Here is a 12,998-nt window from a genome sequence, read left to right as displayed (position 1 = left end):
CTAGCTTTTTGTGTGTTCACAAATATTATAGATTTGTTTTTTCGCGATATTATTTCTATTTGCTTTATGTCGGTCAAAGCTTATCCACTCTAGTGCGCGGCTTTGTTTAAGCGAACTACTATTTGCCATAACGTACTTTCTACTATATCAAAACTTATAAAGGGGGTTTTTGTCCTATTGCAACTTCCGATACAGACCAATTACAATACCTAAAATAGCCACATTATCATACAATAACGGTTCGAGATTACTATTTTCCGGTTGGAGACGAACATGATCTTTTTCTTTAAAAAACCGTTTAACTGTAGCCTCATCATCTTCTGTCATTGCAACTACAATATCACCATTTTTAGCGGTATTTTGTTGTTTAACGATTACCATATCACCATTTAATATACCTGCTTCAATCATACTGTCACCTTCAATTGTAAGTACAAATACATTGTCATCGGAACGGACTGTGGATGAAGGAACCGGTACGTACTCTTCAATATTTTCAACGGCAGTGATCGGAACCCCTGCAGTAACCTTTCCAATAAGCGGAGCATACATAGCTTCGTCCCGCGGTACGTGATTATTTTCTGAAGTATCAATTATTTCAATCGCTCTCGGTTTAGTAGGATCTCTTCGAATAAATCCTTTGCTTTCAATTCTTTCAAGATGACCATGGACGGTCGAACTGGATGCAAGTCCAACAGCTTCGGCAATCTCTCGTACAGAAGGCGGGTAACCTTTGGATTGAACTTCGCTTTTTATATAGTCAACAATCATTTGCTGCCTTTTTGAAAGTTTTGTCATTTTTTACACTCCCATACATAGATTAAGTTAGAACAAGTTTAGCATGGCAGAACAATAAACGCAAACGTTCGTTCTAATTCACCCTTGACAAGATCATTTGTTCTGTATTAGAATGAAAATATGCGAACAATCGTTCTTAAAACCTTTTAAGGAGAGTTGATCTTATGTTTGGTAAGATGACAAAAACAGATGCTTTTTATTTAATTACATTTGGAATAACATTAGTACTATTATACTTTACGATGGTTTCCAGCACCTATTAAACGTGATATAGTCGAAGGAGACTTACCATGCAAGCAATTATTTACTGCCGAGTGAGCACAAATAAACAAGAACAACAATCATCCTTGCGTAGACAAAGCCGGGAATTGCATATATTGGCACGACAATATGGCTTCCATATTGTAGATTGCATAGAAGAAAGAGCAAGTGGATATGAAATAGACCGTGATGGTATTTTTAAAGCACTCGATATTTTTACGAGCGGACAAGCAAATTGTTTACTTATTCAAGACGAGACAAGATTGGGAAGAGGCAATACGAAAATAGCGCTTTTTCATCAACTGCTCAAATTGAATATTCCTGTTTATACAGTAGTTGATCAAGGAACATTAAAGCTTTCGGAATCCGACTCGATGGTTCTTGAAATAGTCGGTATTGTAGAAGAATATCAGCGTAAGATTCATAACTTGAAAATTAAACGAGGTATAGAAAAGGCAATGGAAGAAGGATATGACCCAAGCAGAAATCTTACGAAGAGAAACCAATCTCCCGGTCGGCATAAAATCGATTTCCCATTGGATGAAGTACAGCGCCTGAAACAACAGCAATTAACATTTGAAGAAATAACGAGGATAATAAATGCAATGGGATATCCTGTCTCAAAAGCTACCGTACATCGGAGATATAAAGAATCTCAAAAAACTTGAATACATCGTCTTATAGAGGTAAAATTAAAAGGCAAGGACAAAATGTTCTTGCCTTTTTGTTGTTTGTGCTTGTTTTGGAGATTTCGTTGATTAATTTAAGTTATGTCGTATGTACATGTGTAGTACTTCATATATTAAACTTCAACTGATAACTGAAATTGCACGATAAGTTAAATAGAGGAGGCTCTATTGGATTGTTATCAAATGATAAGTTAAATAGAATTAATGAACTTGCGAGAAAAGCAAAAACCGATTCCTTAACTAAAAAAGAGAAAGAAGAACAAGCATCTTTACGAAAAGAGTATATACAAAATGTTCGCAGTTCATTTACAAATCAATTAAAGACCATGACAGTTATGGACAAAGAAGGGAACGACGTGACACCGGAGAAAGTTAAAAAACTACAAAAGAAAAACAAAAAAAATTGACTATTTATTTGTAGCAATGCTTTTTTAACGATAGAATATATGAATAGTTATTGGAGATTATAGAAGGGAAGATATTATGTCGAATAATATTACACAATTATCAATCAACACAATACGTACACTTGCTATTGATGCAATAGAAAATGCAAATTCTGGTCATCCGGGTTTACCAATGGGGGCTGCTCCAATGGCCTACACACTTTGGACGGAATTTATGAAGCAAAACCCGAAAAACTCAAAATGGTTTAATCGGGACCGCTTTGTATTATCTGCAGGACATGGATCCATGTTATTGTATGGCTTACTGCATCTATCTGGATACGATGTAACGATAGATGATTTAAAGCAATTCCGCCAGTGGAATTCAAGAACCCCAGGACACCCCGAAGTTCATGATACAGATGGGGTCGAAGCAACAACTGGTCCATTAGGGCAAGGGGTTGCAATGGCTGTAGGCATGGCAATGGCTGAGGCGCATTTAGCAGCAAAATACAATAAAGAAAACTTTCCTATCATTGACCATCATACATACGCCCTTGTTGGAGATGGGGACATTATGGAGGGCATTTCTCATGAAACAGCTTCACTTGCTGGCCACTTGGGTCTTGGAAAATTAATTGTACTTTATGATTCGAATGATATTTCCTTGGACGGAGACTTGGATCGATCTTTTTCGGATAACACAGAACAACGTTTTGAAGCATACGGTTGGGAAGTGCTTCGAGTGGAAAATGGAAATGATATCAGTGAAATTAACAAAGCTATAAGTAGAGCAAAAGAAAATACAACCCAACCTACTTTAATCGAAATAAAAACTGTCATTGGTTATGGTTCACCGAATAAGTCTGCTTCATCTGCTTCCCATGGAGCCCCTCTTGGTATGGATGAAGTGAAATTGACAAAAGAATATTACAAATGGACGCATCACGACTTTCATGTGCCAAATGAAGTTTATGCAGACTTCAAGGAAAAGGTAGGTGTGCATGGTGAGTCTGCTGAAAAGGAGTGGACGGAGCTATTTCATTCCTATAAACAGCATTATCCAGAACTAGCCAGTGAATTACAGCTTGCCATGAACGGTAATTTACCAGCTGGCTGGGAGAAGGATCTTCCTTCATATGAGCCTGAAGAGGATACTTTGGCTACACGAAAATCTTCAGGTGAAGCATTAAACGTTCTCGCCAAAAGCGTGCCGAATTTATTTGGTGGAAGTGCTGATTTGGCCGGTTCAAATAATACAACGATTAAAGATGAGGAAGACTTTACCAAAACCAACTATGCCGGTAGAAATATCTGGTTTGGCGTTCGTGAATTTGCTATGGGTGCAGCTTTAAATGGAATGGCTCTGCACGGAGGTTTGAAAGTATACGGTGGGACCTTCTTCGTGTTTAGCGATTACGTGCGCCCGGCGATCCGCTTGTCCGCTTTAATGAAAATGCCGGTTACTTACGTATTTACGCATGACTCAATCGCTGTTGGTGAAGATGGACCAACACATGAGCCGGTAGAACAGCTTGCATCTTTACGGGCAATGCCTAACTTATCGATTATCCGTCCTGCAGATGGCAATGAAACTCAAGCAGCTTGGCGACTTGCGCTGGAGGTTAAAGATAAACCGACAGCATTAATATTAACCAGACAAGCTTTACCAACCCTTTCCGGGACAAAAGAAAAAGCATATGAAGGGGTTAAAAAAGGTGCTTATATTGTAAGTGATGCAACAAATGACATACCTGATGCCCTCATTTTAGCTACTGGCTCGGAAGTTCAATTAGCTATTAGCGCTCAAAAAGAGTTAGCAGCTAAAAACATTGATACAAGAGTTATAAGTATGCCTTCATGGGATCGATTTAATGAACAAGACCAAGCCTATAAAGACAGCGTCATTCCACCAAAAGTTAAGGCTCGTTTAGCAGTTGAAATGGGATCACCTTTCGGGTGGGAACGCTATGTTGGCGATTATGGGAAAGTAATGGGAATTGATACATTTGGTGCATCCGGAAATGGGGCTACATTAATAGAAAAATATGGATTTACAACAGAAAATGTTGTACAAAGTGTACAATCGCTATTAAAATAAACTGTAGGCAGTCATTGACTGCCTTATCCATCTTTATTCATTCGACAAAACTAGTGCTATTAAATAACGTATTCCAACAATATTTTTAAAAAATATTTGTATAATACGTTGTAAGAGGAGGGGTTTTGTTGAATGAATATTATGTTTTTTGGATAAAAGAGCCATTTGCTTATCGGTATTTTGAAAAAGCTGACATTTTATTTCGATTTCTGCAACAATATGAACGCAGTGCACATGGACAAGACCTGGAGCAGCAATTTAACTACGTAACAAAAGCGTTCTCAAAACATATATTGCTGGACTGTATTAACAATTGTGACAAACGTTTAGACATACATATAAAAGATCATATCGTCTATATTAGGAAAGAAGAAACAACCATTGAATTACATCTTTTTGACCGATATTTAAAATTTTATTGCAGATCATTGCATGATGCAGAAGAAATTCTATTTCCAATACTCCGGTCTTTTAATCCATTTCTGTTCATCACAGGAACACATCCACCCAATTTTGGCTGGATTGCACCTTTTCTAACTAGTAATGACTTTACTAAAGATCAATTATTGTATTCTCTAACCTGATTTAATATAATGTAGTAGAGACAACACGAGGGAGGAAGTTTTTTAATGTTAAGTTGGATTTGGGTTGTACTAATTGCTGTCGCAGCGTTAATTGCCGGTGTTGCGCTCGGATTTTTCATCGCTAGAAAATATATGATGAATTATTTGAAGAAGAATCCACCTATTAATGAGCAAATGTTGCGTACACTAATGATGCAAATGGGGCAGAAACCATCGCAGAAGAAAATTAATCAAATGATGCGCTCCATGAATAATCAGATGGATAAACAGTAATTATAATATACGTGTAAACAAAACCACTTTTATGGATGAACTTCTTAAAAAGTGGTTTTAGTATGTACACAGATTGTAATTAAAAAGAGTCAGTTAATTGTCATACTAATACAACACTCTTCACCATGTTTTCTGTTAAAATAAGATACAGCGAATGTGGAAAGGATGAAATCTATGTCTGAAGTGAATGTTTTACTTGCTTTTGGTGCCGGGTTTCTTTCATTTATATCACCATGTGTATTACCACTCTTTCCAGCGTTTCTATCATATATTACTGGTATGAGTGTGAGCGAATTAAATGAAGATAACAGTAAACTTACGAAGAAGAGCTTAATTCATACGATTGTATTCTTACTTGGATTTTCAAGTATTTTTATTATGATGGGCTTTGGAACAACATTTGTAGCTGAATTTTTTAAAGTATACCAGGACATTATAAGGCAAATTGGTGCGATACTTATTACGTTCTTCGGTCTCGTCATTGTTGGGGTGCTGAACTTTCAATTTTTAATGAGGGACAAAAAGGTTACTTTTAAAAATAGACCTGCCGGGTTTTTTGGGTCGTTTATTATCGGTATGGCTTTTTCTATGGGGTGGACTCCATGTACAGGACCAATTTTAGTCTTTATCATATCACTTGCTGCCTCACACCCGGATCAAGGAATGCTTTTAATGATAAGCTATGCATTAGGTTTCTCTATACCTTTTCTAATTTTGTCATTTTTCACCAGCAAGCTTTCCTGGATTAAGAAAAACAGCTTGAAATTTGTTAAAATTGGTGGATATATCATGATATTTTTCGGTATTGCGTTATTTTTTGATTGGATGACAAAACTCACTTCATTTCTTGCCGGTTATTTTGGTTTTTACGGATTTTAATAGAAATTATTTGTGTTATATATTATGATAATAGTTATACACAAGCATAAGGAGAAATTAGAGTGAGTAAACCGAATGACTTAATTTTAAAAACAACAACTTCATTAATTGTATTTATTTTGCTAGGATTTGCCTTTTACTTACTTATGGCCGGACACAATTCGCCTGGCGGCGGATTTGTTGGTGGATTGACGACATCAGCTGCTATCTTGCTTATGTACATGTCGTACGGCAAGCATACAGTGGAAAAAATACTTCCAATCAACTTTATTACTTTAGTACCTATTGGGCTACTAATTGCAGTTTTAACTGGTCTAGGTTCATTGCTGTTTGGTGTTCCATTTTTGACTCAGACTTTTGGTCATATAACTGTTCCTTTTTTCGGAGAATTGGAATTGGCGACGGCCATGTTATTTGATATTGGCGTATTTTTAACTGTTTTGGGAACAACGGTTACAATCATATTGACCATTGCAGATGATCGAATTTAGTCTATTGATCATACACCTATTGGAGGAAGAATAGTGGCTAGAATACTAATTGTCGATGACGCTAATTTTATGAAAGTTACGCTTGAACACATTTTGCAGCAGGCAAATCATCAAATTGTTGGAAAAGCCAGTAATGGGGAAGAAGCAATTGAACTTTATACACAAACAGAACCGGATTTAGTTACGTTAGATATAACGATGCCGATTATGAATGGAATTGAAGCGATAAAAGCAATCAAACAAATAGACCCAGATGCAAAGGTGATTATGTGTTCTGCAATGGGGCAACAAAGAACAATTGTACAAGCAATTGAACTGGGCGCAAAGGATTTTATTGTGAAACCATTTGATGAAAACAGAGTACTGGAGACAGTAAATCGGGTATTAAATTGGACGGATGGATGAAGTTGTTGATGGAGTTCGAAAGAAGTGTGATTGCATGTTTTGGTTAATAGTAAGCACAATTTTTGCTGCGTGTATGGCTGTGACAATGATTTTTATACGATTGAAAGCCGCGCAAAAGCCTGCCTCCGTAAAGAAAATTATTTTACCGCCTTTATTTATGAGTACTGGTGCATTTATGTTTTTATTCCCTCCATTTCAATTAAAAGGTATAGAAGTAATTGAAGCACTTGGTATCGGTATGGTTTTTTCGATTTTTTTAATACGAACATCGAAGTTTGAAATACGCAATAAAGATATTTACCTAATTCCTTCCAAGTCATTTGTTTTTATATTATTTGGGTTACTTATTATCCGTATTGTTATTAAATTAATTATTGGATCTACTATTTCTTTAGGGGAAACAAGCGGGATGTTTTTTTTGCTTGGATTTGGTATGATTTTCACCTGGAGGATGGCAATGCTATACAAATTTTATAAACTAAAGAAAAAGGTTTCCGCTTATTCAATATAAAAATACGCCTTCCTATTATTGGATTAGGCGTATTTTTCACTTATTTTCCATTTGGTATCGCTTTTTCCAATTACTTCGGTAATCAGACTTTGACATGGCAAAGAATTGTTCATAAGGTGTTACGTCAATATGTTTTTCTTTTAGTTTTTTCCGCAAAAAGCGGTGATCACGTTTCGGCGTTGCAATAATATACCCTTCAATTAGAATATCCTGTGTTATTTGTTGTTTGTTTCGTTGCAGTGCCACCTCACCAACTTTACTTGCAATCGTTTGTCTTGCGACATCTCTGAACAGTTCAGGTACCGGTGCCACTAACTCCTCAAGTAATGCTTTTTCCTTCTCACGCCACATGTGCCGTGTTTCATTAATATAGTGGTGCTGCCAGTACATATCGGATTTTCCGTCCTCTTTCGGCAATTGCTTTAAAAATTTGCGGAACATAAAATAACCGCCAATTGCCATTAATCCAATTAATAAAAATCCCCAGAATATGATAAAGTAATCAATTAAAATTGACATCTACCCACCTATTTTCTTTTTATAAGTTAAAATTTTCATAAAGTTTTAAAGGATTCTGTTAAAAACGATTCCTTTTTTTTACCAATTATAGTAACATTACTTATAACTTCAATAGAAATTATCTCATATTAATTATAATACGGCAAAGTTATACATACAAGTGTCATAATCTTGTAGCAATCGACGTATACATAATAACAGTAAATAGGGAGGGATGAAAAATGAAGATAGACACTGTCGAAAATGATTTTACAAACCTTGCAACTCTACCGGATGTAATTCTTGAATGGCTGGAGAATACCAACACTGATATGATTTTATGTGTCGGAAATAATTCAGGTGAAATCTTGTTTGTCTCTCAATCAATTCAACATATACTCGGATACAATAAAGTAGACTTTCTTGGAAGGCAATGGCAAAACAAGGTTTCTGAAAAAACACTTTCGTATATATTGAATTTTTCAAAAGACAACTCCTCTACTAAAGATAAATCAAATACGTGGATCATTGGTAAAAATGGACAAAAAGTCTACTTAGAAGGTAGTTTGAAAAAAATAGTAGATCATACAAATAACACAACCTATGTAGTTGCTGCACTTAAAGATCTAACAAAACAACTAGAGGCGGATCGTGTAGTCATCCATTCTGAACAAATGGCTGTAGCGGGGCAACTTGCTGCAGGTGTCGCTCATGAAATAAGGAACCCACTTACGTCCATAAAAGGATTTTTACAATTATTACAAGCAGGTGTCAATCGAAAAGAGGAATATTATAAAATAATGATTGATGAAGTGGAAAAAATGGAATCGGTCACTTCAGAGCTCCTTAATATTTCTAAGCCTTTAACGGAAGATAAGCAAATTGAAACAATTGGACCAATGATAGAAGATGTTTTACTTTTATTAAAGTCACAGGCAACACTTAAGAATGTAGAATTTATATTTAAAGCAAACGATTCATATGATGTTTATTGTGATCGTTCACAAATTAAACAAGTGCTTATCAATCTTGTTAAAAATGGTATAGAGGCAAGTAATTCAAACGGAAAAATAACCATATGTGTAAAGGGGTATGGGCCTCATATTGCAATCGATATAATAGACGAAGGAATCGGAATACCGGATGAACTCATAAATAAACTTGGGCAACCCTTTTTTACTACAAAGGATAATGGAACTGGACTCGGATTAATGATAACAAAACAAATATTACAATGCCATGAAGGCGATTTGAAAATTATTAAAAATAAAGATAAGGGCAGTACTTTCAGAATAATATTGCCAAAATACAAGGGGAAATAATCGTCAATCCCAAAATAACAGTGATGTATTTTTTAATAAAGTTTATAAAATTACATATACGATAAGTGTTAATTATCATGTCAAATAATTTAATACTATATGTGACAGACTTCAAAACATTTGTTTAATCCTATTCATTCAGATAAAATACAATGGTATAGAGGGTTTCTTTTATATTTACTTACCTAATTTTTATAACAATGGATACAGTGATGACCAATCATCAATGTTGAAAGGAGTAAGCACATATGGGGAAGAACAATTCATTTCGTATCAAAGAAAGTTTTGATTTAAATGGCAAAACGTATAACTATTATAATTTAAAAGGGATTGAGGATGCTAAATTAGGCAACGTTTCCCGTCTGCCATTCTCCATTCGAGTTTTATTGGAGTCTGTTATACGTCAATATGACGGAACTGTGATTAAAGATGAGCATGTAAAAGGCTTGGCAAAATGGGGTACGAAAGAAGGAGAAGGTACAGACGTTCCGTTTAAACCTTCCCGTGTCATTTTACAAGACTTTACAGGGGTTCCGGCAGTTGTTGACCTTGCATCACTTCGTAAAGCGATGGTTGATATGGGTGGAGATCCGAACGAAATTAACCCGGAAGTACCAGTCGATTTGGTTATTGACCATTCTGTTCAAGTTGATAAATATGGTACACATGCTGCTTTACAAGCAAATATGGACTTGGAATTTGAACGTAACGCAGAACGTTATCAATTTCTGAGCTGGGCACAAAAAGCATTTGATAACTATCGCGCTGTACCACCAGCCAGAGGGATCGTTCACCAGGTAAACCTGGAATATTTAGCTAATGTCGTACATGGAATTGAAAATGAAGAAGGAACTATCGATACATTTCCAGATTCTCTAGTCGGTACAGACTCACACACACCAATGATAAACGGTTTAGGTGTACTCGGTTGGGGTGTTGGTGGAATTGAAGCGGAAGCAGGAATGCTTGGACAACCATCATATTTCCCTTCTCCTGAAGTAATCGGAGTCAAGTTCACGGGAAGTTTCCCTGAAGGTACAACAGCAACAGATCTCGCATTAACCGTTACACAAGTGTTGCGCGATAAGAACGTCGTAGGGAAATTCGTGGAATATTACGGACCAGGACTAGAAGATATGCCACTCGCGGATCGTGCAACCATCTCGAACATGGCCCCGGAATATGGAGCTACTTGTGGGTTTTTCCCAGTCGACAATGAATCATTGAATTACTTGCGCTTAACAGGTCGCGATGAAGAGCAAATTGCACTCGTTGAGAAATATTGTAAAGCAAATAACTTATGGTATTCTTCTGACCAGCCGGATCCGGAATATACAGAAACAATAGAAATTAATCTTTCTGAATTGGAACCAAACCTGGCAGGTCCAAAACGACCACAAGACCGTATTGCTTTGTCTAATATGAAAAAAGAATTCAATAAAGCCATCACTGCTCCAGTAGGAAACCAAGGCTTTGGTTTAGATAAATCAGAATTTGACAAAGAAGTAACGATCGAACATCCTAATGGTGAAAAATCTGTAATGAAAACAGGTGCATTGGCTATCGCAGCAATTACATCTTGTACCAATACATCAAACCCATATGTTATGCTAGGTGCAGGTCTTTTAGCTAAAAATGCGGTTGAAAAAGGCTTAGAAGTTCCCGCATATGTAAAAACTTCTTTGGCACCAGGGTCGACAGTAGTAACAAGATACCTTGATGATTCCGGCTTGTCCAAATACCTTGATGAGTTGGGCTTTAATCTTGTTGGTTACGGATGTACGACTTGTATCGGTAACTCAGGGCCACTAAGAGAAGAAATAGAAATGGCGATTATGGAAAATGATTTGACTGTTTCTTCTGTTCTATCAGGTAATCGGAACTTTGAAGGTCGTATTCACCCATTAACAAAAGCGAATTATTTAGCTTCACCGCCACTTGTCGTTGCTTATGCATTGGCGGGAACGGTGGACATCGACTTAGTAAAAGAGCCGATTGGCGAGGATAAGGATGGAAATGCTGTTTACATGAAAGACATCTGGCCTTCTATGGAAGAAATCAAAAAAACAGTTAACAGTGTTGTAAATCCGGAAATCTTCCGCAAAGAGTATGAAAATATCTTTGAATCAAATGATAAATGGAATGAAATTAACACAACGGATGAGCCTTTATATGAATGGGATAGCGAATCAACATACATTCAAAATCCGCCATTTTTTACTGGCTTGTCAAAAGAGTTGGATTCAATTAAACCGTTGAATAATTTACGCGCGCTTGGTAAATTTGGAGATTCAATTACGACGGATCACATTTCACCTGCAGGAGCAATTGCTAAAGATATGCCTGCTGGACAATATTTACAGGAACAAGGCGTATCTCCTAGAAACTTTAACTCATATGGGTCGCGCCGAGGTAATCACGAAGTCATGATGCGTGGGACATTTGCAAACATTCGAATTCGTAACTTGCTTGCTCCAGGCACAGAAGGTGGATATACAACCTATTGGCCAACAGGCGAAGTCATGCCAATATATGATGCTGCAATGAAATATAAAGAAGATGACACAGGATTAATCGTGATGGGCGGTAAAGATTACGGTATGGGTTCCTCCCGTGACTGGGCTGCGAAAGGGTCTAATCTATTAGGCATAAAAGCAGTTATCGCAGAAAGTTACGAGCGGATTCACCGTTCCAACCTTGTAATGATGGGTGTTATCCCGTTAGTATTTGAAAAAGGGCAAAACGCTGAAAAGCTAGGTCTGACTGGAAAAGAAAAATTCAACATAGACATTGATGAAAGTGTCGAACCAAATCAAAAAGTTACTGTTGTCGCTGTTGATGATGAAGGGAAAGAGACTGAGTTCAAAGCCATTGCTCGTTTTGATAGTGATGTGGAAATTAATTACTACCGTCATGGCGGGATATTACAACTTGTGTTACGCAGTAAACTAGAAGCATAATTTTACATTCACCCCTTAAGCAAATGTTTACAGGGGTGATATTTTTATCCATTTTTATGTTCATATGGTATATTTAATTAACAAATGGGGAATACTTCCATAAAGGGAGTGATAGCCATTTCGCTAAAAAAGAGAATTACTTTTGACGATCTGGTCGCTGAAAATCGTCAGAATATATTGGAAAACCAAATTTTCATGGAACGAATTGAACGAACTGTGGAAGATAAGCTGCACGAATCTTATAAAAACTCGACCGATCAACAAGTAAAGCAGTAAAACCCATTAAGTTAACGTCTTTCTCTCATAGGAGAAAGGCGTTAATTTTTTGCATAATAAAATGTATATAAGACAAACTAAAACAGATGATTTCTATTCAAATTTTAATAAAAGGAGAGAATATGTTTGGATAATAAACGTGCAAAACCCGATGATCGTTCCGATAATGCAGAAAAGCTACAAAGTATGGTACAAAATACACTTGAAAACATGGACGAAGCTAAAGAATCAATGGAATTTGCTTCAGAGGAACAAAAACAACAAATAAAATCAAAAAATAAGCGCCGTGAAGAATCCATCGAAGGAATGCGTGCGGAAATAAAAGATGAAAATGAATTTCGTGGATAAAAAGATTAAATCCTAGACACTTTTGTTTAGGATTTTTTAATGCATATATGAGTCTGATTCGTGTCATATGTATGATAAAATATATATAGTTTCATTTGTCAATATAAGCTAGACAAATCTGATTCGTTTACGTACCTTGATAATGTTTCCAATGGTGTTTGATAATTTAAAGATTTTCTTGGTATTTGATTTCTCTTGTCTGCGACTGATGTAATG

Annotated in this window: 15 protein-coding genes and 1 pseudogene; 13 read left to right on the top strand and 3 right to left on the bottom strand. The window is 36.3% G+C overall.

What is annotated here, in order from left to right; genetic code table 11:
• Nucleotides 1–174 precede the first annotated feature (174 nt).
• Nucleotides 175–798, bottom strand: coding sequence for a transcriptional repressor LexA (gene lexA, locus ACLIBG_RS06180; RefSeq protein WP_439311887.1), 624 nt, complete (start codon nucleotides 796–798; stop codon nucleotides 175–177).
• Nucleotides 799–1,088: 290 nt separating this feature from the next.
• Between lexA and ACLIBG_RS06175 the strand changes: the two genes are divergently transcribed.
• The 9 genes from ACLIBG_RS06175 to ACLIBG_RS06135 all read left to right on the top strand — a co-directional run bounded on the left by ACLIBG_RS06175 (nucleotide 1,089) and on the right by ACLIBG_RS06135 (nucleotide 7,378).
• A complete protein-coding gene (locus tag ACLIBG_RS06175; RefSeq protein ID WP_439311886.1) occupies nucleotides 1,089–1,727 on the top strand; it encodes a YneB family resolvase-like protein in 639 nt (212 codons plus the stop codon).
• 194 nt (nucleotides 1,728–1,921) lie between these two features.
• Entirely contained in the window at nucleotides 1,922–2,155 is a 234-nt protein-coding gene (locus ACLIBG_RS06170) for a DUF896 domain-containing protein (RefSeq protein WP_439311885.1), read from the top strand.
• Nucleotides 2,156–2,231: 76 nt separating this feature from the next.
• Nucleotides 2,232–4,235: a transketolase gene (tkt, locus tag ACLIBG_RS06165; RefSeq protein WP_439311884.1), complete on the top strand. Its 2,004-nt coding sequence runs from the start codon at nucleotides 2,232–2,234 to the stop codon at nucleotides 4,233–4,235.
• 128 nt (nucleotides 4,236–4,363) lie between these two features.
• Nucleotides 4,364–4,819 (top strand): sporulation inhibitor of replication protein SirA, encoded by a 456-nt coding sequence (gene sirA, locus ACLIBG_RS06160; protein WP_439311883.1) that lies wholly within the window; start codon nucleotides 4,364–4,366, stop codon nucleotides 4,817–4,819.
• A 45-nt stretch (nucleotides 4,820–4,864) separates the two neighbouring features.
• The gene (locus tag ACLIBG_RS06155; RefSeq protein WP_439311882.1) at nucleotides 4,865–5,092 is read left to right on the top strand and encodes a YneF family protein; all 228 of its coding nucleotides are present in this window, start codon (nucleotides 4,865–4,867) and stop codon (nucleotides 5,090–5,092) included.
• A gap of 174 nt (nucleotides 5,093–5,266) precedes the next feature.
• Complete coding sequence (locus tag ACLIBG_RS06150; RefSeq protein ID WP_439311881.1) at nucleotides 5,267–5,971, top strand: cytochrome c biogenesis CcdA family protein; 705 nt, start codon at nucleotides 5,267–5,269, stop codon at nucleotides 5,969–5,971.
• Nucleotides 5,972–6,033: 62 nt separating this feature from the next.
• The gene (locus ACLIBG_RS06145; RefSeq protein ID WP_439311880.1) at nucleotides 6,034–6,462 is read left to right on the top strand and encodes a Na(+)/H(+) antiporter subunit B; all 429 of its coding nucleotides are present in this window, start codon (nucleotides 6,034–6,036) and stop codon (nucleotides 6,460–6,462) included.
• A 33-nt stretch (nucleotides 6,463–6,495) separates the two neighbouring features.
• Nucleotides 6,496–6,867 carry a response regulator gene (locus ACLIBG_RS06140; RefSeq protein ID WP_439311879.1) on the top strand — a complete coding sequence of 124 codons (372 nt, stop codon included), beginning with the start codon at nucleotides 6,496–6,498 and terminating at the stop codon, nucleotides 6,865–6,867.
• Between the two features lie 34 nt (nucleotides 6,868–6,901).
• Nucleotides 6,902–7,378, top strand: a complete 477-nt coding sequence (locus ACLIBG_RS06135; RefSeq protein WP_439311878.1) for a CcdC family protein — start codon at nucleotides 6,902–6,904, stop codon at nucleotides 7,376–7,378.
• 36 nt (nucleotides 7,379–7,414) lie between these two features.
• On the opposite strand, the gene ACLIBG_RS06130 is transcribed toward ACLIBG_RS06135, so the two are convergent.
• Nucleotides 7,415–7,897, bottom strand: coding sequence for a DUF2621 family protein (locus ACLIBG_RS06130; protein WP_439311877.1), 483 nt, complete (start codon nucleotides 7,895–7,897; stop codon nucleotides 7,415–7,417).
• A 221-nt stretch (nucleotides 7,898–8,118) separates the two neighbouring features.
• Between ACLIBG_RS06130 and ACLIBG_RS06125 the strand changes: the two genes are divergently transcribed.
• From ACLIBG_RS06125 to tlp, 4 genes are all read left to right on the top strand, one after another.
• Complete coding sequence (locus ACLIBG_RS06125; protein ID WP_439311876.1) at nucleotides 8,119–9,198, top strand: ATP-binding protein; 1,080 nt, start codon at nucleotides 8,119–8,121, stop codon at nucleotides 9,196–9,198.
• 248 nt (nucleotides 9,199–9,446) lie between these two features.
• Entirely contained in the window at nucleotides 9,447–12,158 is a 2,712-nt protein-coding gene (gene acnA, locus ACLIBG_RS06120) for an aconitate hydratase AcnA (protein ID WP_439311875.1), read from the top strand.
• Nucleotides 12,159–12,242: 84 nt separating this feature from the next.
• Entirely contained in the window at nucleotides 12,243–12,434 is a 192-nt protein-coding gene (locus ACLIBG_RS06115) for an FbpB family small basic protein (protein ID WP_439311874.1), read from the top strand.
• A 126-nt stretch (nucleotides 12,435–12,560) separates the two neighbouring features.
• Nucleotides 12,561–12,782 (top strand): small acid-soluble spore protein Tlp, encoded by a 222-nt coding sequence (tlp, locus tag ACLIBG_RS06110; protein ID WP_439311873.1) that lies wholly within the window; start codon nucleotides 12,561–12,563, stop codon nucleotides 12,780–12,782.
• A 98-nt stretch (nucleotides 12,783–12,880) separates the two neighbouring features.
• Here tlp and ACLIBG_RS06105 read toward each other — a convergent pair.
• Nucleotides 12,881–12,998 (bottom strand): annotated as a pseudogene (locus ACLIBG_RS06105) (IS30 family transposase); the annotation flags it as partial.

It is taken from the genome of Virgibacillus sp. W0181 (genome assembly GCF_051846915.1).
Taxonomy (GTDB): domain Bacteria; phylum Bacillota; class Bacilli; order Bacillales; family Amphibacillaceae; genus JBPYCR01.
The sequence above is the reverse complement of the archived record's forward strand: the minus strand, read 5'-3'. Positions and strand labels throughout refer to the sequence as shown.

Bases quoted from the DNA above. Each gene is read 5' to 3' on its own strand.
- ACLIBG_RS06150 (WP_439311881.1), top strand. From the start codon at position 5,267: ATGTCTGAAGTGAATGTTTTACTTGCTTTTGGTGCCGGGTTTCTTTCA.
- acnA (WP_439311875.1), top strand. From the start codon at position 9,447: ATGGGGAAGAACAATTCATTTCGTATCAAAGAAAGTTTTGATTTAAAT.
- ACLIBG_RS06175 (WP_439311886.1), top strand. From the start codon at position 1,089: ATGCAAGCAATTATTTACTGCCGAGTGAGCACAAATAAACAAGAACAA.
- ACLIBG_RS06130 (WP_439311877.1), bottom strand. From the start codon at position 7,897: ATGTCAATTTTAATTGATTACTTTATCATATTCTGGGGATTTTTATTA.
- lexA (WP_439311887.1), bottom strand. From the start codon at position 798: ATGACAAAACTTTCAAAAAGGCAGCAAATGATTGTTGACTATATAAAA.
- tkt (WP_439311884.1), top strand. From the start codon at position 2,232: ATGTCGAATAATATTACACAATTATCAATCAACACAATACGTACACTT.
- ACLIBG_RS06125 (WP_439311876.1), top strand. From the start codon at position 8,119: ATGAAGATAGACACTGTCGAAAATGATTTTACAAACCTTGCAACTCTA.
- ACLIBG_RS06115 (WP_439311874.1), top strand. From the start codon at position 12,243: ATGGGGAATACTTCCATAAAGGGAGTGATAGCCATTTCGCTAAAAAAG.
- ACLIBG_RS06155 (WP_439311882.1), top strand. From the start codon at position 4,865: ATGTTAAGTTGGATTTGGGTTGTACTAATTGCTGTCGCAGCGTTAATT.
- ACLIBG_RS06135 (WP_439311878.1), top strand. From the start codon at position 6,902: ATGTTTTGGTTAATAGTAAGCACAATTTTTGCTGCGTGTATGGCTGTG.